The sequence below is a fragment of the Modestobacter marinus genome, from assembly GCF_019799945.1.
GTDB lineage: Bacteria > Actinomycetota > Actinomycetes > Mycobacteriales > Geodermatophilaceae > Modestobacter > Modestobacter marinus_B.
Genome location: NZ_JABGCH010000026.1, coordinates 37,127 through 60,031 on the forward strand (window position 1 = coordinate 37,127; position 22,905 = coordinate 60,031).

The window sequence follows — 22,905 nt, forward strand, 5'->3', positions numbered from 1 at the left end:
CGGCGTCAGCCGTCCAGCACGGAGGACAGCAGTGCGGCCCGGCGCAGCACGACGGGCCGGCCGGCCCGGCCGGCCGCCTCGAGGTGGTCGCGCAGCAGCTCGAGCGCCGGGCCGGACAGGCCGGTCACCGAGCCCGCGTCGATGCCGTCGATCGGCACCGGCTCACGCCCGTACCGCCGCAGGAAGGACTCGACGGCGGCCGCGTCGACCTCGCCGGCCAGGCACAGCACCCGGCCGCCGGCGGTGTTGAGCAGGCGGACGACCCCGCGCACCGCCGTCGGCCCGTCAGACGGGGGAGCGGTCACGGCCCCAGTGTCCCCCCGGGACGGCCCGGCGACCTGGGGGTCCGCGGGTCGGCGCTCCGACACGCCCGGGCGAGGGCGGGCGCAGGCAGGCGGCCCGTGGAGCGGTCGGGCGCGGGAGGATCGGCGCCGTCCGGGCACCATCGCCGCCCAGGAGGACGACGACATGACGCGCTCCGGCGTGCACTCCGCCGCCGACGTCTTCGGCGGCACCCCCGCGGTCATCGGGCACCGCGGTCTGGGCCGGGGTGTGGTGTCCGGCCACCGGGAGAACACGCTCGCGTCGTTCACCGCGGCCGCCGAGCTCGGCCTGCGCTGGGTGGAGGTCGACGTCCGCCGGACGCAGGACGACGTCCTGGTGGTCGCGCACGACGCCGTCTACCCCGACGGGAGCCCCGTCTCCGAGCTCACGGCCGCGCAGGCCGACCGGCGCGGGGCGCTGCGGCTGAGCTCCCTGTTCGAGCGGCTGCCCCGGGACGTCGGGGTCAACGTGGACCTCAAGTCCCCGATCGACGACAGCCTGCGCCCACCGTCCCGGACGGCGGCCGGCCTGCTCGGCCCGGTGGTGGCGGCCGAGGCCACCCGCCGACGGGTGCTGGTCTCGTCGTTCGACCCGGCCGCGCTCCACCGGGTGCGCTCGGTGGCACCGCGGGTGTCCCTGGCGTGGCTGACCTGGTGGCAGTTCCCGCTGGAGACGGCGGTGGCCGGCTGCGCGCACATGGACGTCGACGTCCTCGCCCTGCACGTCGGATCGCTCGCCCGGGACCCGTGGACCCGCACGGTCTCCGCGCTCGACGCCGCGCTCGACACGGCCGCCGTCGAGCGGGCACTGTCGCACCTGCACGACTGCGGCCGCCAGCTGCTCGTGTGGTGCCCAGACGCGGACTCGGCTCGGCTGCTGATCGAGGCGGGCGCCGACGCGGTGGTCGTCGACGCGGTGCCCGGCGCGCTCGCCGTCCTCCCCGCGGCCTGAGCGACCGCCACGCTCGGTACCCGCCCGGCAGCGGGCAGGTGTGCTGCCCCACCCTTATCGTGGAGCCGGATGAACCCGGACGCCGCTCCTGCCGATGCCTACGCCATGGCCGGAGCACCACCGAGGGCACCCCTGCCCGGCAGCTTCTACGAGGCGCTGTTCGCCCATGCCCTCGACGGCGTCCTGGTGGGCTCGCCCGACGGGCGGGTGCTGCGGGCCAACGCGCGCGCCTGCGAGCTGCTCGGCCGGTCCGAGGACGAGCTGGTCCGGATCGGCCGGAACGGGATCGCCGACCCGTCGGACCCGCAGTGGGCCGCGGCCGTGGCGACCCGTGCCCGCACCGGCGCCTTCCGCGGCCTCCTCCGGATGCAGCGTGGTGACGGGTCGACCTTCCCCGCCGAGGTGACCAGCGCCGCCTACCTCGAGGACGGCAGCCCCCGCGCGTACGTCAGCTTCCGCGACCTCAGCGCCGAGGAGGCGGAGGCGGTCCGGACCGTGGAGAACCGGCGGGCCGCCGCCGAGGTGGTCGACAGCCTCGAGGCGATCAGCGACATGTACGTCGGCGTCGACGCCGACTGGACGATCACCTACATCAACGGCCAGGCCGAGAGGCGGCTGGGCGTGACCCGCCAGCAGGTCCTCGGGGGAGACCTGTGGCAGACGTTCCCGGCGCTCATCGGCTCGCCGTTCGAGGAGGCCCATCGCCGCGCGGTGGACACGCGGTGCCCCGCGACGGTGGAGGCGCACTACGCCCCGGCCGACCTGTGGTGCGAGGTGCGCGCCTACCCGCTGCGCCGGGGCGGCCTCGGCATCTACTTCCGGGACGTCGCCCGGCGGCGGGCCGGCGAGCAGGAACGCGAGCGACTGTTCGCCGCCGAGCGGGCCGCCCGGGCCGAGGCCGAGCAGGCCCAGTACGACCTGGTGCACCAGGCCACCCACGACGAGCTGACCGGTCTGCTGAACCGCACCGGGCTCCTGCAGCAGGCCGACCGGCTGCTGGCGGCCCGGCCGGGGGGCCGGCTGACGGTCATGTTCATCGACCTGGACCGGTTCAAGCTGGTCAACGACAGCTTCGGCCACGGCACCGGCGACCGGCTGCTGGCCGTGTTCGCCCACCGCCTGGGGGACCTGGCCGACCCGGCCCACCTGGTGGCCCGGTTCGGCGGCGACGAGTTCGTCGTGGCCATGGTGGACGTGTCCGCGGCGGAGGCCGGCGCGCTGGCCGAGCAGGTGATCGCGGCCAGCCGGGAGGCCGTCGAGGTGGGTCCGCAACTGCTGGTCACCGCGAGCATCGGGCTCGCCACCGCGCTGGACGGCGAGGACCTGGACAGCCTGCTGCGGGACGCGGACGCGGCGCTCTACCGCGCCAAGGACGCCGGCCGTGAGCAGATCGCCTGGTTCGACCGGGACATGCACGAACAGTCGGTGCGCCGCGTGGAGACCGAGCGCGACCTCCGCGACGCGCTGCTCCGGCACGAGCTGCTGGTGGACTACCAGCCCGCGTACGACCTGTGCAGCGGCCGGGTCACGCACGTGGAGGCCCTGGTGCGCTGGCGGCACCCGGTCCGTGGCCTGCTGCCGCCGCAGGACTTCATCCCCGTGGCCGAGGAGTGCGGGCTGATCCACCGGGTGGGGGAGTGGGTCCTGGCGCGGGCGATCGAGCAGGCCGCGTGCTGGGCGGACGTGCCGGGCCTGCGGGTGTGGGTCAACGTCTCCCCGCAGCAGCTCGCCGTCGCGGGTCTGGCGGAGCTGCTGGCCGGCCGCCTGGCGCGGGCCGGCCTGCCGGCGGAGCGGCTGGGCATCGAGGTCACCGAGTCGACCCTGGCCGACGCGACCCGGCTCATCCAGACGCTGCAGGAGGTCCGGGCGATGGGCGTGGCCGTCGCGATCGACGACTTCGGTACCGGGTACAGCTCGCTGGCCCGGCTCACCGCCTGCCCGGTCGACGTCATCAAGATCGACCGGTCGTTCGTCGCCGATCTCGGCACCCCGCGCGGCGGCGCGGTGCTCTCCGGCATCGTGACGCTGGCCCACGCCATCGGCGCGCACGTCATCGCGGAGGGGGTGGAGGCCCCCGAGCAGCTGTCCGCTCTCCGGGCGCTGGGCGTCGACTCGGCCAGCGGGTTCCTCCTCGCCCGGCCCGCACCGCCGGCCCAGGTGCCCCTGGCGCTGACACCCGTGGGCGCCGGCGGCTGACCCGCGCGGGCTCTCAGTGGGTTCTCAGTGCCTCCCGCTGGACTGTCGCCGTCCACAACGGAGACCGACAGCACGGAGCCGTGCCCCATGACCGACCTGCAGTTCCGCACCGCCACCTCCTCGGCCGCCCTCGCCGCCGAGCTCGCCGCGACGACCCGCGCCCCCGTCCTGGCCCCTGGGGACGACAAGTACGCCGCGGCCCTGGCCACCTTCAACCTCGCCACGCAGCACCGCCCCGAGCTGGTGCTCGTCGCCGCGGACGCGGCCGACGTCGCGGCCGCCGTCCGGCTGGCCGCCCGGACCGGCCGGCGGGTCGCCGTGCAGGCGACCGGCCACGGCGCCGCCGCGGCCGGGCCCGGGACGATCCTCGTCTCCACCCGCGAGCTCACCGGCCTCGCGATCGACCCGGCCCGGCGGACCGCGACCCTCGGCGCCGGCGTCCGCTGGCAGCAGGTCCTGGACGCGGCGGCGCCGCACGGGCTGGCCGCGCTGGCCGGGTCCTCGCCCGGCGTCGGCGCCGTCGGGTACACCCTGGGTGGCGGCCTGAGCCCCGTCGGCCGCACCTTCGGGTTCGCCGCCGACCACGTGCGCTCGTTCGAGGTGGTCGACGCGGCCGGGGAGCTGCTGCACGTCGACGCCGACTCCCACCCCGACCTGTTCTGGGCGCTGCGCGGCGGCGGCGCGGCGTTCGGCCTCGTGACCGCCATGACCATCGACCTGTTCCCGGTCCGCACGCTGTACGCCGGCGGGCTCTTCTTCTCCGCCGAGGTGGCCCGCACGGTGGTGCACCGCTGGCGGGACTGGACCCGCGAACTGCCGGAGACGGTGAGCACCTCGATCGCCCGGCTCGACCTCCCGCCGGCCCCGGAGCTGCCCGAGCCGCTGCGGGGGCGCTCGGTCGTCCACGTCCGGTTCGCCTTCGTCGGCGACGCCGCGGAGGGCGCCCGGCTCCTCGCGCCGATCCGGGCCGCGGCCACACCGCTGCTGGACACGGTCGGCGAGCTGCCGTTCGCCGCCCTCGGTGCGGTCCACGCCGACCCGGTGGACCCGCTGCCGGCGATGGAGCGCGGCTCGCTGCTGGCCGACCTGCCGCCGGCCGCGGTCGAGGCGTTCGTCGACGTCACCTCCCCGGCGACCGGGCTGCCGATCATGGTCGCGGAGCTCCGGCTGCTGGGCGGCGCCCTCGGCCGCCCGCCGGCCGTGGCCAACGCGGTCGGCGGCCGGTCCGCCGCCTACTCGCTGCTGGCGATCGGCGTGCCCGTTCCCCCGATCGCCGCGCTGGTGCCCGAGGCGCTGGAGACCGTCGTCGCCCGGCTGGCGCTCTGGTCGACCGGTGGAGCGCTGGTGAACTTCGCCGGCGGCACCGACCGGGTGGCCGTCGAGCGGGTCCGGCAGGCCTTCGGTGCGGAGACCTGGGAGCGGCTGGTGGCGCTGCGGGCCGCGACCGACCCGGACGGCGTGCTGTCCCCGGCGGCCCGGTGGTCGCTGGAGGCCGAGCCGGTCGTCGAGCTCACCGACCCGGAGGAGGCCGGCCGGCAGCCGGTCGGCCCACCAGCTCCCCGAGCAGGGCGCTGACCTCACTCCGCGACAGCCGGCGCCCGTCCGCGCAGTGTCGCTGGAACTCCTCGGGAGGCAGGGCCGCGGTGATCGCGGCCGCCTCCCGGGGGCCGTCGACCGGGTCCATCCGGGCCGGGTCGAAGCCCACCCTGTCCCCGTGGGCACCGGCGGCCCCGGCGAGGAGCGCGGCCTCCCGGCCCCGGCCGGCGAGCGCCAGGGCGCAGGCGGTGGTGTGCAGCAGCACCAGCCAGGAGGTGACGTCCCCCTCGGCCTCCAGTGGGCCGCGCATGTGCGCGCCGGCGGCCAGTGCCTCGGCCAGGTCGCCGGTGTCGATCGCGGCCTTCATCAGCGCCCAGGTCGTGGAGATCGCGCCCCAGGCGTGGCCGGCCTCCTCGGCGACGGCGACGGCCTCGCGCAGCACCGGCAGCGCGCCGCCGACGCCCGTCGAGCGGCGGGCCATGCCGAGGATCATCAGCGCCTCCGCCTCGATCCAGCGCTCGCCGCAGGCCCGCGCGGCCGCCACCGCCTGCTCCGCGCGGGCGACCACCTCGGCGGGCTCCCCGCCGAAGCTGACCAGGTGGGCGGTCCACGCCGCGACGTGGGCGGCGAGCGCGGGGTCACCGCTCGCGGCGGCCAGCCGCACGGCCTGCGGCATGACCTCGCGGGCGGTGTCCAGGTCGGCGGCGAGGTAGCTGAGGCTGCCCAGGCCGGCCATCGCCCGGGCCCGGCGGGCGGCGGCCGCCGGGTCCTCCGGGCGGGCGTCCCCGGCGGTGATGAGCGCGGTGCGGGTGGCCACCAGGCCCTCGGCGATGTCCCCGGCCCGGTACCAGGACCAGGCCAGCACCCCGCACAGCTCCAGCAGGTACTCGCCGTCCCCGGCCTCCGCGGCCGACGCCAGCGCGGTGCGCTGGTCGGGCCGGCCTCGGCGCAGCTCCTCGAGCGCCCGGGCCGCCTCCGGACCCCGCGCCCGGCGGGCCGCTGAGCTGCACCGCTGCAGCACGTGCATCCGGTGCCGCAGCCGGGTCTCCGTCAGCTCGTCGCCCTCGCTGTGGGTGGTGGCGAAGGAGCGCAGCGTCTCCAGCAGCCGGTAGCGCCGCGGCCCCGGTCCCGGCACCGTGGTCACCAGGGACCGGCGGACCAGGCTGCCGACCAGCTCCACGACCGCGGAGTCGGGGACCGGGACCCCGGCGACCGCGGCGGCGCCCTGCAGGTCGAACCCGTCGGGGAAGACGGCCAGCCGGCGGAACAGCTCGGCCTCGCGCGCGTCCAGGGAGCGGTAGCTCCACTCCACGGTGTCCTCGAGCCCCCGCTGGTGGGCCGGGGCGCCGCGTCGGCCGCGCAGCAGGGTGAACCGGTCCGCGAGCCCCGCGGCGAGCTGGTCCACCGACAGCACGCGGACCCGGGCCGCAGCGAGCTCCAGGGCCAGCGGCAGCCCGTCGAGCTCGGCGGCGATCCGCCGGACGACGTCCAGCTCGCCCGGCCCCGGGTGCCAGTCCGGCGCGGCCGCGTGCGCGCGGCGGGTGAACAGCTCGACGGCGTCGCCGGCCGGGTCGAGCGGCGGGACGTCGACCGTCGTCTCGCCGTCCACGTCCAGCACCTCCCGGCTGGTGACCAGCACGGTCAGCGCCGGGCAGCGGGGGAGCACCGTGGCGACCAGGGCGGCGACCGCGTCGACGAGGTGCTCGGCGTTGTCCAGCACGAGCAGCCCCGACCGGGCGCCGAGCACGGCCGCCAGCCGGTCGGCGTCGGGGATGCCGAGCAGCCCGAGGGCGTCGGCGACCGTGGCGGCGAGCAGCGCCGGGTCCGAGAGCGCGGCGAGCTCCACGAACCAGGGGCCTTCGTCGTCCTGCCGCCGGCGGGCGACCTCCACGGCGAGCCGGGTCTTGCCGACCCCGCCGGGGCCGGTGAGGGTCAGCAGCCGCGTCGCGCGCAGCGCCGCGCCCACCGCTCCGACCAGCTGCTCGCGGCCGACCAGGTCGGTCAGCGGGGTGGGCAGCCGGGACGGCGGGCCGGGCGGGGGCGGCGGCGCGGACGCCGGCACCGCGGCCTGGCTGCGCACGGTCTCCTCGACCGCCACCAGCCCCGGCCCGGGGTCCAGGCCCAGCTCCTCGGCCAGCACGCCACGCACGGTCCGCAGCGCGGCCAGTGCGTCGGACTGCCGGCCGCTGCGGTACAGCGCGAGCGCCAGCAGCTCCCAGCCGCGCTCGCGCAGCGGGTGCCGGGCGGTGTGCTCCTGCGCGCGGCCGACCACCTCCGCGTGCCGGCCGGTGCGCAGCAGCGCGTCGAGCAGCTCCTCGGTGGCGGCCAGCCGGAGGTCCTCCAGCCGGGCCACGTCCGGGGTCAGCGCCGGCAGGTGACCCACGTCGGCGTACGCCGGGCCGCGCCACAGCTCCAGCGCCTCGGTCAGCAGCAGGGCCGCCGTCGCCGGGTCACCCGCGGCGAGGGCCGCGCAGCCGCGGCTGCTCAGCTGCTCGAACCGGGTCGCGTCGACCGAGCCCGGCGGCACCTGCAGCGCGTAGCCCGGCCCGCGGCGGACCAGGACCTGGGGCGGGTCGCCGCGGCGGCGGTCCGGTTCCAGGGCCGCGCGCAGCTGGGAGACGTAGTAGTGCAAGGTCGCCACGCCGGGCGGGTCGTCGTCCGGCCACACGTCGGCGCGCAGCTGGTCGGCCGGGACCATCCGCGGGCTGGCCGCGACCAGGCAGGCCAGGACGGCGCGCTGCTTGGGTCCGCGCAGGTCGACGGGGGCGCCGTCCAGGGTGGCCGTGACCGGGCCGAGCACGTGCAGATCGAGCGCCAATCGGTTCCCCTCGCCACGTGCCCCGGTCAGCGGGGAACCTTGTCGGCCGGGAACCGCCTGGTCAAGGGCTCCCGGCGCGGGGCGCGTTCGTTCGGGCAGTCACGGAAGGGCGTACCCACCGCCACCGCATCGCCGTCGGGCCGCGCCCGGGCTCCGCGAGGGCCACGGGACAGGTCTGCGTCCAGCGGCCGGTGCCGGGCCGCGGCGCCCAGCAGCTCGGCGACCGCCCAGGGCAGCTCGCCGCGGTCGTGCGCCACCCGGGCGGCGAGCCCGAGGGCCCGGGTCTGCCCGTCGGCCAGCGCATGGGGGGTCGCGGGCCAGACCTGCACGTGGTGCGCGCCGAGCCCCGGACGGCGGCGACGAGCGCGTCGGCGGTCAGCGACGCGGGCGCGGCCACGACGAGCTCGTCGAGGGCGCCGCGCTCCAGCGGGTGCACGTGCACGCCCAGCACGTTGACGTCGAGGTGCGCCAGCTCGGCGGCCAGCCGCTCCAGGTCCCCCGGACGGTCCGTCACGACCGACCGCAGCCGCCACAGGGCGGGGGACGTGAGCAGCCGGTCCCTGGAGCGGACGGCGGGTGCGTGCAGCCAGGACTGGAGCAGCCGCATCGCCGCGGGCTCCACGACCCAGATGACGAGCAGCGTGGTGCTGAGGGCGAGCAGGGCGACGCTCAGGACCAGCAGCAGGTGGAACCACAGGACCGCGGCATGGAGGGCGAGTTCGAGCGGCGAGACCGCGAGCAGTTTCACTGAGGGTGAGCCGGGCCCTGCGGGATGGGGGAGACGGGCACAGGAATCACACGCCAGATCGGTGCTGAGGGCACGGGGCAGGGTCACGGGACTTCCATTCGACGGCGGGGAGGGATATCCATCGGACGGGGACGTCGGCGTCGTCGTCGTCAAGCCCACAGCGCCGGGACATCCGGCACAGCAGGGCGGAACGGGCTGCTCAGTGGGGCGCCGTGGTCGGCGCTGCTCCGCGGTGCTCCGTGCGACCAGTGTCGGCGACCGGCATTGCCGCACCATTGCCCGAAAGGCAAGGAATGGTGAACGTCCGCCTCGGACATGCCGGTGTTCGTTTTCGTCGCCGGCGCTACAGTTTCCATTCACGGGGAAACCGTGTTCCGCGCCACCATTCCGGGGAGGGTGGTCCGGGCGGCCCCACGTCCTGCGGTCCCGAGGCGCGGTTCCCGACCCAGCGCGTTCGCCGCATGTGCCTGGTGAACTACAGCGGGTGACGGACGGCCGCTCGCGGAACCGGAACGGGGCCACGGTGGGCTCCGGGCGGGCTGGTGCGGCCCGCCCGTCGGGAGAGTGCGGCCAACCCTCGCGACGGGCGGGGGGCAGGGGGAGGACAGGGAGATGCCCGAGCGGATTCCCACGTACGTCTACGCCGGCGACCCCATCTCGCAGGCCGGGGTGGTCAGCCAGCTGCGGCCGCGACCCGAGGTCTGCATCGTCGAGGAGGCCGACCTGGACCGGGCGCGCGTGGCCGTCATCGTCACCGACGTCGTGGACGACGAGAGCCGGCGGGTGCTGCGCGCGGTGCAGCGGGGCGGTGTCCCGCGCACCGTCCTGGTCGCCGGGGCGCTGGACGACGCCGCGGTCACGGCCGCGGCGCGGGCGGGCGTCTCGGGCGCTCCGCCGGACGGAGGCGACGGCGGAGGCGCTGGTGCGGGTGGTCGTCCGGGCGGCCGCGGGGCGGGGCGAGGTCCCGGCCGGCCCGCCCGCCGGCCCGCTCGACCTGGTGCACCGCCGGGCCCTGCCGCCCCGGGGCCTCGCCCTGCGTGGGCTGTCCGAGCGGGAGACGCAGGTGCTGCGGCTGGTCGCCGACGGCCACGACACCGCCGAGATCGCCGGGTTGCTCTGCTACAGCGAGCGCACGGTGAAGAACGTCCTGCACGCCGTCACCAGCCGGCTGCAGCTGCGCAACCGCTCGCACGCCGTGGCCTACGCGCTGCGAGAGGGGCTGATCTGACGGGCCGCCTACCGGGGGACCGGGGGCCCCGGCCTGGCGTCGACGCCCGGCACCCAGACGGCGGCCCGCAGGATGCCCTGCCGCTGGGCGACCAGCACCGCGGTGAGGCGGTCGCTGACGCCGAGCTTCCGGTAGATGTTCCCGGTGTGCTTGCCCACCGTCCGGACCGAGCAGCCCAGCCGGTGGGCGATGGCGGCGGCGGTGAGGCCCTCGGAGAGGCACAGCAGCACGCTCACCTCGCGCCCGGTGAGGCCGGCCTCGCGGGCGCCGGCCTCCCGGGTGCCCGGCCGGCCGTCGTCGTCCCGCAGCCACCGGCCAATCACCCGCACGTGCCGGTCCATGGCCCGCAGCAGCGGCTGGACCGCCGCGGCGAGCGCCAGCTCCCGGTCGTCGTAGTCCCGGCCGGACCGGGCGAAGGCGAATGCGCACACCTCGGTCGGACCCCCGCGCAGCGGGAGGCTGATGATCTGGTCCCAGCCACGCAGGTCCACGAGGAACGCCCGCGCCGGTGACCGGTGCCAGCTCAGCCAGCCGCCGGCCGCGGTCTGCGCCGTGGCCGGCGTGAGGTCGCCCGCCGCGGTCGCGACCATCAGCGGGTGCTCGAAGCGCATCGCGTGGGTCGCCCCGATCAGCAGGGCGACGTCCGCGGGGGCGAGGCCGGAGGACCGGATGTCGGTCTGCCCGGTCCGCCACGTCGTGCGCTGCAGGACCGCTCCGGGGGAGTCCAGCCGCGGGCAGAGGAACGAGAAGACCGCCTCGGCGGGCAGCTGCGGGCCGTCCATCCGGTCGAGCACGTCGATCGCGAAGTCGGTGATCTCCTGGACGGCTGACCCCATCGCGAGCCTCCGATGACAGCTGCGCCGGCGCGGTCCCGGGTCGAGCGCCGGGCACGGGGTCCGGCTGTCCGCTCGAGCGGGGTCGACGATCCTCGGCTGTACCGGGCACGTCAACGGTGCGTCCGCCCGCGCGTGCGCCGCGTTGCCACCGGTGCGTGTCGCGGTACGTACTTGTGCGTAGAGACGCCCCGGACGCCCCTCCCTAGCGTCCGTCCCGGGGGCGGCAGTCCGCTGCCATGGGGGGAACCGATGTCACTCGTCGTCGTGCACCTGCGTTGGGACGGAGTCGACCCGGAGCAGTACGAGCGGCTCTGCCGGGCGCTGCCGGAGGGCCCCGGGTCGCCGCCGGGCTGCCTCTCCCGGCAGCGACGGCGACAGGGCCGCGCGGTGCTGGCGACCGAGGTCTGGGGCGACGAGTGGCAGGCCGAGCTGTTCGTCGCCGACCTGGGGGACCTGCTGGCACCGACCGGGCTCGGCCGGCCGCAGGTCGTCGCCTTCGCCGTCCCGGACTGCTTCGGCGTGAGCTACGGCCTCCCGCCCGCCAGGACGCGCCCACCGACCTCGGCCGCGCCGGTGGTGCCGCACCCCCGGCCGCCGGCGGACGCCCACATGGGCCGGGAACCCCACTGAGCCCTGCTGCGCACCCCGGTGCTGACCTCCGGCGAGGGCGCCGACCGGTTCGCCGAGCTGCTGGCCGCCGCCGAGGCCGCCGGTGCCGGGACTGGTTGGCCGGGGACATCGGCGCCGAGCTGGCCAGGTTCGACGACCGCACCATCGACCGGCTGGTCGACGGCACGCACCAGCACGCCCGGCGGCGGGCGGACGAGATGGCCGCGGCGACCGAGCAGCTGCACGAGCTGGGGGTGCCGGCGCGTGTCGCGCCGGCCGCGCGCGACCTGCTGGCCGGGCTCCGCGATGTGGCCTCCGGCTGAGCCGTTCACGGCCGGCGCCGCAGCGCCAGCGCCGCTCCCGCGGTGACCACGACGGTCGCGCCCAGGACGGCCCAGCCGTCCGCGCCGCCGTGCACGGTCAGGCCGGCCAGGACGCCGTCCCCGTTGTTGGTCCGGTTGAAGACGCTGTGCAGCACCGCGACCAGCAGCACGCTGCCCCGGCCGCCGCGCAGGAACACCGCGAGCATGGGCCGGAACAGGGCGCCGAGCACCAGGTAGGCGACCAGGGCGGCGGCGACCGAGCCGACCGTCGGGTCGCCGAACAGCGCCAGTGGCCAGTGCACGAGCGCGAACGGGACAGCGGTCAGCAGGGCCGCGACGAGCAGGCCGTGCCGGTGCTCCAGGCGGGTCTGGACGACGCCGGACCAGGCCGCCTCCTCCCACAGGTTCACCAGCAGCAGGTTGACCGCGAGGGCCAGCACCTGGCCGGTGAGGAACCCGACCGGCTGCACCGGCCGGAGCTCGTCGCCGACCAGCACCGCGAGCGTGAGGCCGGCGGTCGGGAGCCCGGCCAGCGCGGCCAGCCACCAGCCCCAGCCGACCCGCCAGCGGACCACCCGCCGGGCGAGCCGCCGGAGCCCCGGCGCGCCGTCGACGGCCCAGGTCACCGTGACCGCCGCGGTTCCCAACGAGATGGTGAGCAGCAGCCCGGCCACCTCGTCGGGGGCGACGTGCAGCGCGGAGAACAGCGAGGCGCCGGGGAGGACGCCGTGCGCGGCCAGCACCGGCAGCGCGACGAGCGGGTAGGCGAGGCCGAAGGTGAGGACGAGGAAGGCTGTCAGCGGGTGGCGCGCGACGCGCTGCCGGAGCGTCGGGAGCCGGCCGGCCGGGTGGGTGGCGGCCGGAGTGGTGGTCACGAGGGCTCCTCGATCGGGAGGACGGGCGGCGGGTGCCGTCGCTCCCGATCCTGCGGAGCCCGGCGGCCCGCCGGGAGCGGGCGGACCGCACGCCCGCAGGGGCTGGCCGCACGTGCCGGCGGGGACGGCCCACCCCTGGCGGAGGGCGCCGCCCGAGGCGCCCCGGGAGCCGGTCCGCGCGGCTAGAGTCCCGCGGCATGGCACTGCGGGTGCTCGTCGCGGACGACAACTACCTCGTGCGCGAGGGCCTCGCGGCGCTGCTGGCCGAGGCGGAGGACGTCGAGGTCGTGGGTGCGGTCGCCGATCCGCAGGCGCTGCTGTCCGCCGTCGCGGCGGAGCAGCCGGACGCCGTCCTGACCGACATCCGGATGCCACCCACGTTCACCGACGAGGGCATCACCGCCGCCCGGCGGATCCGCGCCGAGCACCCCTCCATCGGCGTCGTCGTGCTCTCCCAGTACGTGGCGGGCGACAACCCGTACGAGCTGCTCAAGGACGGCGCGGCCGGCCTGGGCTACCTGCTCAAGGAGCGCGTCTCCAACCTGGCTGAGCTCGTCCGCGCCCTGCACGAGGTCGCCCGCGGGGGCTCCGTGCTCGACCCGCGGGTGGTCGAGGGCCTCATGGCGCGCCGGGCCGGCGACGCCCGCTCGCCGCTGCGCGACCTCACCGACCGGGAGCACGAGGTGCTCGCGGCCATGGCCACCGGGCGCACCAACGGCAGCATCGCGCGGACCCTCTACATGAGCGAGCGTGCGGTGGAGAAGCACGTCGGCGCGGTCTTCACCAAGCTGGGGCTCAGCGAGGAGGACGACGTCAACCGGCGGGTCATGGCCGTCCTGACCTTCCTCGACGCCACCACGCGCACCCGGTCCTGAGCCCGGCGGCCCGTCGTCCGCCCCGTCCCGACAGGAGTACCGATGGCCTTCCGCGACCTGATGGCGCGCCTCGGCGCCGGCAACGCCACCGTCGACGCCGTCCTCGACCACCCCGAGACCACGCCCGGCGGCACCGTCTCGGGCACCGTCACCGTGACCGGCGGCCGGATCGCCCAGGACGTCCAGGAGGTCCGGGTCGAGCTCGTGGCCACCGTCGAGGTGGAGAGCGGGGACAACTCCTGGCGGGAGGACGTCACCTTCGGCACCACCGCGGTCGGCGGGGCGTTCCGCGTCGAGCCCGGCGAGCAGCGGCGGATCCCGTTCAGCTTCCGGGTGCCCCTGCAGTGCCCGTTCACCTCCCTGGACGGGTGGCGCCTGCACGGCATGAAGGTCGGGCTGCGCACCCGCGTGGACATCCCCGAGGCCGTCGACCCCGGCGACGTCGACCCGGTCGAGGTGCTGCCGCTGCCGGTCCAGCGCACCGTGCTGCAGGCCCTCGCCGCCCGGGGCTTCTCGTTCAAGGGCGCCGACGTGGAGAAGGGGCGGCTCCGCGGCAGCGACCTGCCCTTCTACCAGGAGGTCGAGTTCGCTCCGCCGCGCGACCTGCGCGGGCGGGTCAACGAGCTCGAGGTGACCTTCCTCGCCGACCCGCAGGGCGTCGAGGTGGTGCTGGAGGTCGACCGCCGCGGCGGGCTGCTCACCGAGGGACGCGACGTCGGCGGCCGGGTGTACGTCGGCCACGCCGACACCGACGGCGCCGCGATGGGCGCCCGGCTCGACGCCGCGATCCGCCAGCTGGGGGCCCGGCGCGGGTGGCTGTGACCGGGCCGCGGTCGACCCTCCCGCGCGCATGCCGCGACCGGGCCGGACGGGGCGCTCCTGGCGGGAGCGGCGCGCCGCGCTGACCACGGTCGCCGGCGTGGTCGCCTTCGTCGCCGCGGTGTACGCGGCCGTCGTGGGCGGCGGTGGCCTGCTCCTGGGGCGGACCGGGGCGCCCTCGCCGGCGCTGTCCGTCCTGGCCACCGCCGTCGTCGCCCTCGGCATCGAGCCGGTGCAGACCCGCCTGGAGCGCCGGGCGGCCCGCCGCGCCTCGGCCGGCCGGCCCTCCCCGGAGGAGGCGCTCCGCCGCTTCCGCGCGGCGACCGGCGCCGCCGTTCCGGCGCAGGAGCTGCCCGGCCGGATCGCCCGCACGCTCGCCGAGGCCACCGGTGTGGCGCAGGCGCAGGTGTGGCTCGACGTCCGCGGCCGGCCCGCGCTCGTCGCTGCGGAGCCGCCGGGAGCGCCGGACGGCGACGGGCTCGTTCACGTGCTGGAGGTCCGGCACGCCGGGGAGCGGCTCGGCGAGCTGCGGCTGCACCGACCCCCGGGACGCCCGGCCACCGCCGCCGAGGAGCGGCTGGTCGGCGCCCTGGCCGGGCAGGCCGGGCTGGCACTGCGCGGAGCGCGGCTGCGGGCCGAGCTCACCGACCGGCTCGCCGAGCTGTCGGCCCGCGCCGAGGAGCTGCGCGCCTCCCGGGAACGGCTCGTGGCCGCGCAGGACGACGAACGCCGGAGGCTGGAGCGCGACGTCCACGACGGGGCGCAGCAGCACCTCGTCGCGCTCGCCGTGCAGCTGCGGCTCGTCCAGGCGGTGGCCCGGCGGGACCCCGGCCGGGCCACCGAGCTGCTCGGGCAGCAGGCCGCCGCGGCGCGCACCGCCGTGGACACCGTGCAGGCGCTCTCCCGGGGCATCTACCCCGCCGTCCTGACCGAGCGGGGCCTGCCCGCCGCGCTCTCCGCGGCCGCGGCGGCCAGCCCGATACCGGTGCGCGTCTCGGCCGACGACGTCGGCCGGTACCCGGCCGGGGTCGAGGCGGCGCTGTACTTCACCGGCCTGGAGGCGCTGCAGAACGCGGTCAAGCACTCCGGTGCCCGGCAGGTCACGCTCCGGGTGGCGACCGACGACGGCGCCGTGGTGCTCACCGTCGAGGACGACGGCCGCGGCTTCGATCCCGGGGCGGACCCGGGCGCGGGGCTGGCGAACATGCGGGACCGCCTCGACGCGGTCGGCGGCGCCCTGCAGGTGGCGGCCGCGCCGGGCCGGGGCGTGCGGGTCCGGGCGACGGCGCCGGCCGAGCCGGTCCCGGGAGGCTGAGTGCGCCGGCAGCTGGCCTGGGGGCTGTGCGGGCTGACCGCGGTCTGCGCGGCCGGCCAGACCGTGCTGCTCGCCGACCGGCCCCTGCTGTCCGCGGCCGCGTTCCTGGAGGGCTGGCCGCTGCTTCCCGCCGGGACGGTCGTCGGCACCCTGGTCGGCGCCCTGGTGGTGAGCCGCCACCCCGGGCACCGGGTCGGCTGGCTGCTGTGCGCCGGCCAGGCGACCACGGCCCTCGGGCTGTTCGCCGCATCCGCCGGGGCGCGGGCCGGCCCCGGGCACCCGGCCACCTGGCTCGGGGCGGTCCTCGGCGCGACGATGGGACTCGCGCTGATCGCCGCCCTGCTCCTGCTGGCGCCCGACGGGCACCTGCTCTCGCGCCGGTGGCGGCCCGCGCTCGCCGCCGGCGGGACCGGCCTGGCCGTCCACGTCCTGGCGACGGCGGCGGTCGGCCCGGCCGGTCTGGATGCCTCCGGGCAGCCGCTGCGGATCGCACCGCTGCACCAGCTGCTGATCACCGGCGGCACGGTGGTCGTCATCGGCTCCCTGGTCGCCGGCGCTGTGTCCCTGGTGCTGCGCCTGCGGGGTGCCGAGGGCGAGCGACGGTCCCAGCTGCTGTGGATCGCGCTGCCGGCCGCCGTCCTGGCCGCCGGCCCGCTTGTGCTCCTGACGGCGGAGCTGGTCGTCGCCGCGCAGCCGGGGGAGGGGACGCCCGGGCCGGGCGTGGCGGCGCTGCTGTACCTGCCGCTGTTCGTCGGCTGGGCCGGCCTGCCGGTCGGTGCGGGCGTCGCCGTGCTCCGCCACCGCCTGTTCGACATCGACGTCGTGGTCAGCCGGGCGGTCGTCCTCGCGGTCACGACGGCGTTCGTCGCGGTGGCGTACGTGGCCGTCGTCGTCCTGATCGGGGGCTTGCCGGGCGGCCCGGCCGGCGGTCCGTGGCCGTCGCTCACCGCCACGGCCGTCGCGGCGCTGGCCTTCCAGCCGCTGCGCCGCCGGGTCCTGCGGCTCGCCGACCGGCTGGCCTACGGTCCGCGGGCCGCGCCGTACGAGGCGCTGGCCGACCTCACCACCCGGCTGGCCGGCGCTCCACCACCCGACCAGCTCCTGGCGGTGACCGCCGCCGCCGCGGGCACCGCCCTGGCGGCGCAGCGCGCCACCGCGAGCCTGGACCTGGATGAGGGGCCGTCGCTCGAGGCGGGATGGGCACCGGGACCGGACCCGCGCCCGCCGCCGGGCCGGACCACGGTCGAGGTGCGCGACGCCGGGGAGGTGCTCGGCCGGATCACCGTCGTCCTCCCGCCCGGCCGGTCGCTGCGCGCCGCCGACCGCAGGCTCCTCGACGACCTCGCCGACCAGGCCGCCCCGGCGTTCCGCAACGCGCGGCTGGAAGTCGGGCTGGCCGCCTCGGTCGCCGCGTTCGACCGGCGCACGACGGAGCTCGCGCACTCGCGCAGACGGCTCGTCGACGCGCGGACCACCGAACGGATCCTGCTGGAGCGGGCCATCGCCACCGACGTGCTGCCCTGTCTGGCCGCGCTCCCCGGACGGCTGGCGGCCGCCGGCGCGGCATGGGGTCGCGGCGGGCCGGCGCCGGACCTGGAGTCGCTGATCACGGCGACCACCGACGTCCTGGAGCGGCTGCGCGAGCTGAGCCACGGGATCTTCCCGGTGCAGCTGGCGCGGTCGGGTCTGGGGCCCGCGGTGCGCGCGCTGGGCGCCGGGGCCACCCCGCCGGCGACCGTCGACGTCGACCCGGAGCTGGAGGGCCGGCGGCATCCCCAGCCGGTCGAGTCGGCGCTGTACCTCTGCGCCCGCCAGGCTGTGCAGGCGACGGCCGGGCCGGCGGCGGTGCGGCTCCGGGAGCTCGACGGGGACCTCGTCCTCGAGGTCCGCGGCAGGCACGTGACCCGGGCGGCCGCGGAGGTCGCCGACCGGGTGGCAGCGGTCGGCGGCTCGCTGGAGCTGGACGACGGGGTGCTCCGGGCACGCGTCCCGGGAGGTCAGGCGGAGACCCCGGCCCAGCAGTCGACCAGCCGGTCGGGGCCGAACTCCCCCTTGGGCACGTACGCGGCCGCGCCGCACCCGTCCAGCTCCACCTCGTCCTCCGCGTAGGTCGAGAGCAGGACGACCACCGGCCGGTCGGCGGTGGAGCGGAGCCGCCGAGCGGCCTCGACGCCGTCGATGCCCGGCAGGTGGACGTCCAGGAGGACCAGCCGTGGCCGCAGCGCGGTGACGAGGGCGAGCGCCTCCTCGGCCGAGGCGGCCGACCCGAGCAGCTCGAAGCCGTCGGTGGCCTGCACGACCGCGGCCATGGCCTCGCGGAACGCGCGCTGGTCGTCGACCACCAGGACGCCGACCTCCGCCACTTGCCCACCTCCCGCCGTCCCGCCGGTCAGCGTGCCCGGCCCCCGGGACGGCGGACATGTGGCGACCCGCACTCCGGAGGTGGGGTCAGCCCCCTCCGGGAGACGCCGGGATCGGGCTTCCCGGGCGCTCGGGGCCAGCCGGACGAAATGCCCGTGAACGGTGCTGTCCAGCGCGCCGATGGCGGTGCCGAGGCCTTCCTGGAACGGTGGCCACCTCGGGCAGTGCACGAGCGGCCGCACGCCCGCCGCCCGGAACCGGAGGACCCGTGACCGACGCACGCCTCTCCTCGCTGGCCACCGCGCACGACGGGGCCGCCCGCCTGGTCGCCGCCGTCGAGGACGACCAGTGGGACCACCCGACGCCGTGCAGCGACTGGACGGTCCGGCAGCTGGTCAACCACCTCGTCGGCGGCAACCGGCTGACGACGCGCGTGGTGCGCGGCGACCAGCTGCCGCCGCCGGACCAGCTCGGCCGGCGCGGCCACCTGGACCAGCTCGGCGACGACCCCAGCAGCGCCTACCGGGCCTCCGCCGGCGAGCTGCTCGAGGCGCTGCGTGCCCCGGGTGTCCTGGAGCGGACCTACACCCTCCCCGCCGGCACGCTGCCCGGCCCCGGGGTGGTGCACCTGCGGACCGTCGAGACCCTCGTGCACGGCTGGGACCGCGCCCGCGCCGTCGGCCGGCCGGCACCCTTCCCGGAGGACCTCTGCGAGCGGGAGCTGCGGTTCAGCCGCGACCTGCTCGGCCGGATCCCGGAGGAGCGCCGGCCGTTCGCGCCGTCCCGCCCGGTGGCCGACGGTGCCCCGGCGATCGACCGGCTCGCTGCCCTCCTCGGCCGGAGGCCGTGATCCCGCGCCGCCGAGTGACGGCGCGGTGACGGCCTGCCCGTCGTCCTGCAGGAGGAGGCCGACCGGCCGACGACGCGTTCCCCGCCGACCACACCGTCTCGGCGGGCGTGCTCGAGAGGGGAACGTCGACCTGCTCGATGCGGCCGGGGCGCTGCTCGCCCGGCGGCGGCGGCTGGGCGTGACCCCGGCGACCACGGGACGGAGGGACCTGACGCTGCAGGACGACGTCCTCGGGCTGGATCGCATCGACGTCCTCGTCGACGCGCGGCCCGTCGCCACTGCCGACGTCACCGATGGCGGCCCGCGGTCACCGTGCACAGGTGGTCGGACCGAGGGTGGTCCAGCCAGGCCGGTGTCCACGGAGGGGCTCTGACACCGCACCGTGGGCGCGGTCACACCCGATCGGCTCGCGAGGGCAGGCGCATGCCACGGAGCACCTCGGGGTCGAACCGCCGCACGGCGTCGAGGCCGGCGAGCTTGTAGCCATAGGTGTACGTCGGCGTGTTGTAGGACATCCGAAGGACGTCCTCGATGGTGGCCGTACCGTGGATCATCGCCTGGCCGGTGCCGGTCAGTTCGGAGGCGATCTGGCCGATCACGTGCACGCCCAGCAGGACTCCGTCGTCTCTCCGGAACACCAGCTTCAGCAGGCCGTCTTCCCCGGCGATGAGACCGCGCGGGGTGGAGCCGAGCTCGCAACGGCCGATCTCGTAGGCAATGCCCGCCGACTTGCAGTCCTGCTCGCTCATACCCGCCCGGGCGACCTCGGGCATCCCGTAGACGGCGCTGACCGGAAGTTGGTCGACGTGGACGGAGAAGTTAAGGTCGAAGGCCCCGCAGACCGCCTGCCGCCCCTGATCCGTGGCGATCGATGCCAGCGCCGCGCCGGTGACATCTCCCGCGGCGAAGACCGAAGGGCAGCTCGTCTCCCCACGCTCACCGATCACCACCCGACCCCGCCCGTCGATCTCGATACCGACGGTGTCCAGACCCAAGGCCGAGACATCGACCCTGCGACCCGCAGCGAAGAGCAGGGCATCCGGCCGCAGCTCCCGGTCGTCGGTCAACATGGTGCGCAGCCGGTCGCCGTCTCGTTGCACCGACGCCATCCCGGTGCCGGTGATGACCTCGGTACCGCGTCGTCGGAACACTTGCTCCAGACGTGCCGAGATCTCCTCGTCCATCATCGACACCAAGCGGGGACCAGTGTCGACGATGGTCACCGGCACCCCGAGTGCAGTGAATATCGTGGCGTACTCGACTCCCACGGGACCGCCACCCACGATCAGGATGTCCCGGGGCCGTCGACTGATCTCCATGATCTGCTCGGAGTCGAAGACCGACGGGTCCTCGAAGGGCACACTGGCAGGACGCAGCGATCGTGATCCGGTTGCGAGGACGATGCGCTCGCCGCGCAGCCGCGTCTCCTCGCCCGTTGCCGAGCGCACCAGCACCGTGTGGCCGTCCTCCAGCCGGGCCGATCCGGACACCAGTTGCACACCGAACGTCTGCAGCCGGTCCAAGGTGGCCTGCTGCATGGCCGCGCTCACCACGTGGACCCGCGTGGTGAGCGCCGCGTACATGAGCTCGGGTGGGGCGGCCAGCGAGAGCCCGTAGGTGCTCTCCTTCTCGAATCCCTTGAGATAGAGGGCGGCCTCCCGAAAGGTCTTCGTCGGGGCGCCGCCGCTGGTCACGACCGTCCCTCCGACGGTGTCGCGTTCGACCACCGCCACCGAATACCCCAGGTTCGCCGCCATCTGTGCTGCGGACTCCCCGGCTGGCCCGGCTCCGACAACGACAAGATCATAATTTCTGGCCACGATTCACCCGCCTCACGACCTGACCAGGCCCATCGACCGGAAGCTGTACAGAGCAGCAGCACGTCCACGTCCCCCGAACGCATGACCTCCAGTGCGCTCGGAATCCGAAGGGAGGCGCACAGGCTGAAGACGTGCCGTCCTCCGTGTCGCTGGACCTCGGAGATCTCATGCCGCTGGCGCAGCTGCTGGCGCTCGCGGAGCTGCTCTCACGAGCAGCCCATGGACGTTCACGATGAGGACCCACAGCGGGAACAGCAGTTCCAGCAGCGGTATCAGGCCAGCTGCGGCCAACAGGAGCAGGCCCACCGCGGTGCCGATCAAGGCCAGCCATCGGGGGAAGAGGCCGGTGCGGAGCGCGAGCGTCGACGCGGTGAGCACGAACACACCGGCCATGCGGGTCGCGTAGATGCTCATGAGGTCGTAGGTGGTCGCCCGCCCGAACGTCCACACGTCCAGCGGCGGTCGGCCCTGATGCTCGGCGGCCAAGGTGAGAAGGGCTCCAGCCTGCGCGGCCATCACGAAGAGCATGCCGACGAACAGCAGGCCGCTGCCGAGGAAGAGGGTGGCGAAGAACTTGTCCTCCTTGACGCCCAGCTGCTCACGTAGCACGCCGATGGACCACAGGAAGAAGATGCCCGCGAACGGGACCAGGTTCAGCGCCAACACCACGGAGTCGCGCTGGGTGGAGTTGGTGAGCCACGTCCCCGCGTCCACCGCGCTGGAGGGCACCGCCTTCAAGATCAATACGATGACGGTGCCGTACAGCAGGGCGAACACGATGCCGGCGATGGCTGCAATCCGCGGGCTGGTAACTGCGGGAGGGGTGGGCTCGGCGTCTTCTGCCATCACTCTTGCCATCACAGGTGCCTCCTGAGCCGGTAGTGGAGCTGATTCGGTCTGGCGGTGATTCGGGCCCGACCTGGCTGCTGACCTGGGCGAGCCAACCGCTCTCCCAGTCCCCGCCCACCGGCCTCGTCCCGGCGGCTTTGGCGTGGGTCACGGGGGGTGCAGGTCCTAGATCGCCGACCACCGATCGCGCCCAGGAGTTCAGCTCAGGTGTTCCGGTCGCCGAGCCAGCGCAGAGCGCGGATCCCGGGCTGGAAGCAGTATTCGCCGCCACGGTTGACGACGAACGTCGGCAGGCCCTTCAGGCGGCGGCGGATAGGCTTGTGCGGCACTGTGAGCTGGTCGTGCTCATCGTGAGCGGCGATGAGCGGGTCATGCTCGTCGGGTGCACCGATGAACTTGCCGTCGTTGCCCCATTGCGCCTGCACGAACTCGAACTGGCGCGCGAGGTTCGCGTTGACTGCGGCGAACAGGAGGCCGCGGTCGCCACCGTCATCATCGAGGATGCCCTCAGGTAGCTGCGGTCCGTAGCTGGCGCCGCGACGGATCAGCCGGTGCAGGCGCACCTCCCCGGTGACCGCAGCGTCGCGGGGGTTCATCCGCCGCGCGTGCGAGCCGACCGGACACGCCAGGCCCTGAGGATCGTCGGCGCCGTAGAGGAAGGCGTTGTTGCGGTCGGGGTCAGCCCCCAGTTCGGGCTCGTCGTGATCCGGAGCAAGGGCCAGCGGGGCGCCGCTGGGCCAGCGTCCGATCAGCTTGGCGGCGAGCGCTTGCTCCTCGGCCGGGCTCGTTGCCTGCTCCCGGAAATACCGCCGGAACGCGGCCACGTCGGTGTAGAGCTTGCGGAAGACGAGGTAGCTCCCATTGCGACCGAGCACTTCCGGCTGCGGTGCCGGTGACACATCCCCGGTCTCGTTCAGGTAACCCAGGACGAACTCGCCCGGCTTGAGCAAGGCCTCGTGCGGATTGCTGCCGGGGACCCCGCTGCTCTCGACACCGGGCTGGGAGATGCCATCATGGAAACCGAGGACGTTCCGCCCGTCGTGCGGGGAGTACACGTCCTGCCGCCACACCCGGCCGATGCCGGGAAGTCTGTCCAGAGCGGCTCGGGCGGTCGCCAGGGTCGCCTCGAATCGTGCGACGTCCGGGGCGAGCATCACGAGCACCACGTGGACGTCGGAGGAGCCGAGGGGGCGTTCCCACTGTGCGGGTGCACTCGGGCCGACGTCACCGAGTTCTTCCGCACGTGCTGCCATGCCTTGCCGGAACTCCGGTGCGAACGTGTCAAGGGAGTCCTGGGGCACGCCGAGGGCTTGCAGGCCGGCGAAGCTGAACCCGACGCTCAGCGAGGCCTGAGCGAGAGGATCGAGGACCTCGGCGGCCGGACTCACCACGGCGGCCAGGCGGCGAACCAGCTCCTGGCCGTCGCGCCGGTCGTCGATGCGAAGTGCCAGGTAGGCGCCGGCATAGGGGTCGGGGCGAGGCCGGAGTGTGCCTGCCTGTATGTCGTCGAGCTCGAGCGCAGTCACGTTGAGTGAGGCGCCGGTCGGCGCGGTGATGGTCATGGTCGCGTCC

21 protein-coding genes are annotated in these 22,905 nt (G+C 75.8%); 11 read left to right on the forward strand and 10 right to left on the reverse strand.

Going from position 1 to position 22,905, the window contains the following annotated elements:
* Window positions 1–5 precede the first annotated feature (5 nt).
* Complete coding sequence (locus HK417_RS18890) at window positions 6–305, reverse strand: hypothetical protein (protein WP_222269530.1); 300 nt, start codon at window positions 303–305, stop codon at window positions 6–8.
* Window positions 306–468: 163 nt separating this feature from the next.
* Between HK417_RS18890 and HK417_RS18895 the strand changes: the two genes are divergently transcribed.
* The 3 genes from HK417_RS18895 to HK417_RS18905 all read left to right on the forward strand — a co-directional run bounded on the left by HK417_RS18895 (window position 469) and on the right by HK417_RS18905 (window position 5,046).
* The gene (locus HK417_RS18895) at window positions 469–1,275 is read left to right on the forward strand and encodes a glycerophosphodiester phosphodiesterase (RefSeq protein ID WP_222269532.1); all 807 of its coding nucleotides are present in this window, start codon (window positions 469–471) and stop codon (window positions 1,273–1,275) included.
* Between the two features lie 69 nt (window positions 1,276–1,344).
* On the forward strand, window positions 1,345–3,471 hold the full coding sequence (locus HK417_RS18900) for a putative bifunctional diguanylate cyclase/phosphodiesterase (RefSeq protein ID WP_222269534.1): 2,127 nt from the start codon (window positions 1,345–1,347) through the stop codon (window positions 3,469–3,471).
* 87 nt (window positions 3,472–3,558) lie between these two features.
* A complete protein-coding gene (locus tag HK417_RS18905) occupies window positions 3,559–5,046 on the forward strand; it encodes an FAD-binding oxidoreductase (protein ID WP_222269536.1) in 1,488 nt (495 codons plus the stop codon).
* Here the strand turns inward: HK417_RS18905 and HK417_RS18910 are convergent.
* From HK417_RS18910 to HK417_RS26575, 3 genes are all read right to left on the reverse strand, one after another.
* The gene (locus tag HK417_RS18910; protein ID WP_222269538.1) at window positions 4,982–7,825 is read right to left on the reverse strand and encodes a BTAD domain-containing putative transcriptional regulator; all 2,844 of its coding nucleotides are present in this window, start codon (window positions 7,823–7,825) and stop codon (window positions 4,982–4,984) included. The two genes, HK417_RS18905 and HK417_RS18910, sit on opposite strands and share 65 nt — an antisense overlap.
* A 61-nt stretch (window positions 7,826–7,886) precedes the next feature.
* Complete coding sequence (locus HK417_RS18915) at window positions 7,887–8,573, reverse strand: hypothetical protein (RefSeq protein WP_222269540.1); 687 nt, start codon at window positions 8,571–8,573, stop codon at window positions 7,887–7,889.
* A 638-nt stretch (window positions 8,574–9,211) separates the two neighbouring features.
* Entirely contained in the window at window positions 9,212–9,433 is a 222-nt protein-coding gene (locus HK417_RS26575; RefSeq protein ID WP_222269542.1) for a hypothetical protein, read from the reverse strand.
* Window positions 9,434–9,495: 62 nt separating this feature from the next.
* On the opposite strand from HK417_RS26575, the gene HK417_RS26580 reads away from it, so the two are divergent.
* Complete coding sequence (locus HK417_RS26580; protein ID WP_222269544.1) at window positions 9,496–9,801, forward strand: response regulator transcription factor; 306 nt, start codon at window positions 9,496–9,498, stop codon at window positions 9,799–9,801.
* A gap of 8 nt (window positions 9,802–9,809) precedes the next feature.
* Here HK417_RS26580 and HK417_RS18930 read toward each other — a convergent pair whose 3' ends face one another.
* Complete coding sequence (locus HK417_RS18930; protein ID WP_222269546.1) at window positions 9,810–10,637, reverse strand: helix-turn-helix transcriptional regulator; 828 nt, start codon at window positions 10,635–10,637, stop codon at window positions 9,810–9,812.
* Window positions 10,638–10,886: 249 nt separating this feature from the next.
* Here HK417_RS18930 and HK417_RS18935 point away from each other — a divergent pair, with 249 nt between their 5' ends.
* Together HK417_RS18935 and HK417_RS18940 are read left to right on the forward strand one after the other, a co-directional pair.
* Window positions 10,887–11,267 (forward strand): hypothetical protein, encoded by a 381-nt coding sequence (locus HK417_RS18935; RefSeq protein ID WP_222269547.1) that lies wholly within the window; start codon window positions 10,887–10,889, stop codon window positions 11,265–11,267.
* A 95-nt stretch (window positions 11,268–11,362) separates the two neighbouring features.
* Entirely contained in the window at window positions 11,363–11,569 is a 207-nt protein-coding gene (locus HK417_RS18940; RefSeq protein WP_261327275.1) for a DUF1932 domain-containing protein, read from the forward strand.
* 5 nt (window positions 11,570–11,574) lie between these two features.
* Here the strand turns inward: HK417_RS18940 and HK417_RS18945 are convergent, their stop codons facing one another.
* On the reverse strand, window positions 11,575–12,444 hold the full coding sequence (locus HK417_RS18945) for a CPBP family glutamic-type intramembrane protease (RefSeq protein WP_222269549.1): 870 nt from the start codon (window positions 12,442–12,444) through the stop codon (window positions 11,575–11,577).
* A gap of 197 nt (window positions 12,445–12,641) precedes the next feature.
* Here HK417_RS18945 and HK417_RS18950 point away from each other — a divergent pair, with 197 nt between their 5' ends.
* From HK417_RS18950 to HK417_RS18965, 4 genes are read left to right on the forward strand one after another with little or no spacing between them, the layout of a single operon-like run.
* Window positions 12,642–13,319 carry a response regulator transcription factor gene (locus HK417_RS18950; RefSeq protein WP_222269551.1) on the forward strand — a complete coding sequence of 226 codons (678 nt, stop codon included), beginning with the start codon at window positions 12,642–12,644 and terminating at the stop codon, window positions 13,317–13,319.
* Window positions 13,320–13,361: 42 nt separating this feature from the next.
* Entirely contained in the window at window positions 13,362–14,141 is a 780-nt protein-coding gene (locus HK417_RS18955; protein ID WP_222269553.1) for a sporulation protein, read from the forward strand.
* Window positions 14,142–14,169: 28 nt separating this feature from the next.
* A complete protein-coding gene (locus HK417_RS18960) occupies window positions 14,170–15,453 on the forward strand; it encodes a sensor histidine kinase (protein WP_222269555.1) in 1,284 nt (427 codons plus the stop codon).
* On the forward strand, window positions 15,454–17,562 hold the full coding sequence (locus HK417_RS18965) for a hypothetical protein (RefSeq protein WP_222269557.1): 2,109 nt from the start codon (window positions 15,454–15,456) through the stop codon (window positions 17,560–17,562).
* Here HK417_RS18965 and HK417_RS26585 read toward each other — a convergent pair.
* Window positions 17,451–18,095, reverse strand: coding sequence for a response regulator (locus HK417_RS26585; protein WP_222269559.1), 645 nt, complete (start codon window positions 18,093–18,095; stop codon window positions 17,451–17,453). The two genes, HK417_RS18965 and HK417_RS26585, sit on opposite strands and share 112 nt — an antisense overlap.
* Here HK417_RS26585 and HK417_RS18975 point away from each other — a divergent pair.
* Window positions 18,083–18,664: a TIGR03086 family metal-binding protein gene (locus HK417_RS18975; RefSeq protein ID WP_222269561.1), complete on the forward strand. Its 582-nt coding sequence runs from the start codon at window positions 18,083–18,085 to the stop codon at window positions 18,662–18,664. The genes HK417_RS26585 and HK417_RS18975 overlap by 13 nt on opposite strands.
* 392 nt (window positions 18,665–19,056) lie before the next feature.
* On the opposite strand, the gene HK417_RS26590 is transcribed toward HK417_RS18975, so the two are convergent.
* The 3 genes from HK417_RS26590 to HK417_RS18990 all read right to left on the reverse strand — a co-directional run bounded on the left by HK417_RS26590 (window position 19,057) and on the right by HK417_RS18990 (window position 22,895).
* Window positions 19,057–20,484 (reverse strand): FAD-dependent oxidoreductase, encoded by a 1,428-nt coding sequence (locus tag HK417_RS26590; RefSeq protein WP_222269563.1) that lies wholly within the window; start codon window positions 20,482–20,484, stop codon window positions 19,057–19,059.
* Window positions 20,485–20,649: 165 nt separating this feature from the next.
* Window positions 20,650–21,261 carry a hypothetical protein gene (locus HK417_RS18985; RefSeq protein ID WP_222269565.1) on the reverse strand — a complete coding sequence of 204 codons (612 nt, stop codon included), beginning with the start codon at window positions 21,259–21,261 and terminating at the stop codon, window positions 20,650–20,652.
* A 275-nt stretch (window positions 21,262–21,536) separates the two neighbouring features.
* The gene (locus tag HK417_RS18990) at window positions 21,537–22,895 is read right to left on the reverse strand and encodes a Dyp-type peroxidase (protein ID WP_222269567.1); all 1,359 of its coding nucleotides are present in this window, start codon (window positions 22,893–22,895) and stop codon (window positions 21,537–21,539) included.
* Between the last annotated feature and the right edge of the window lie 10 nt (window positions 22,896–22,905).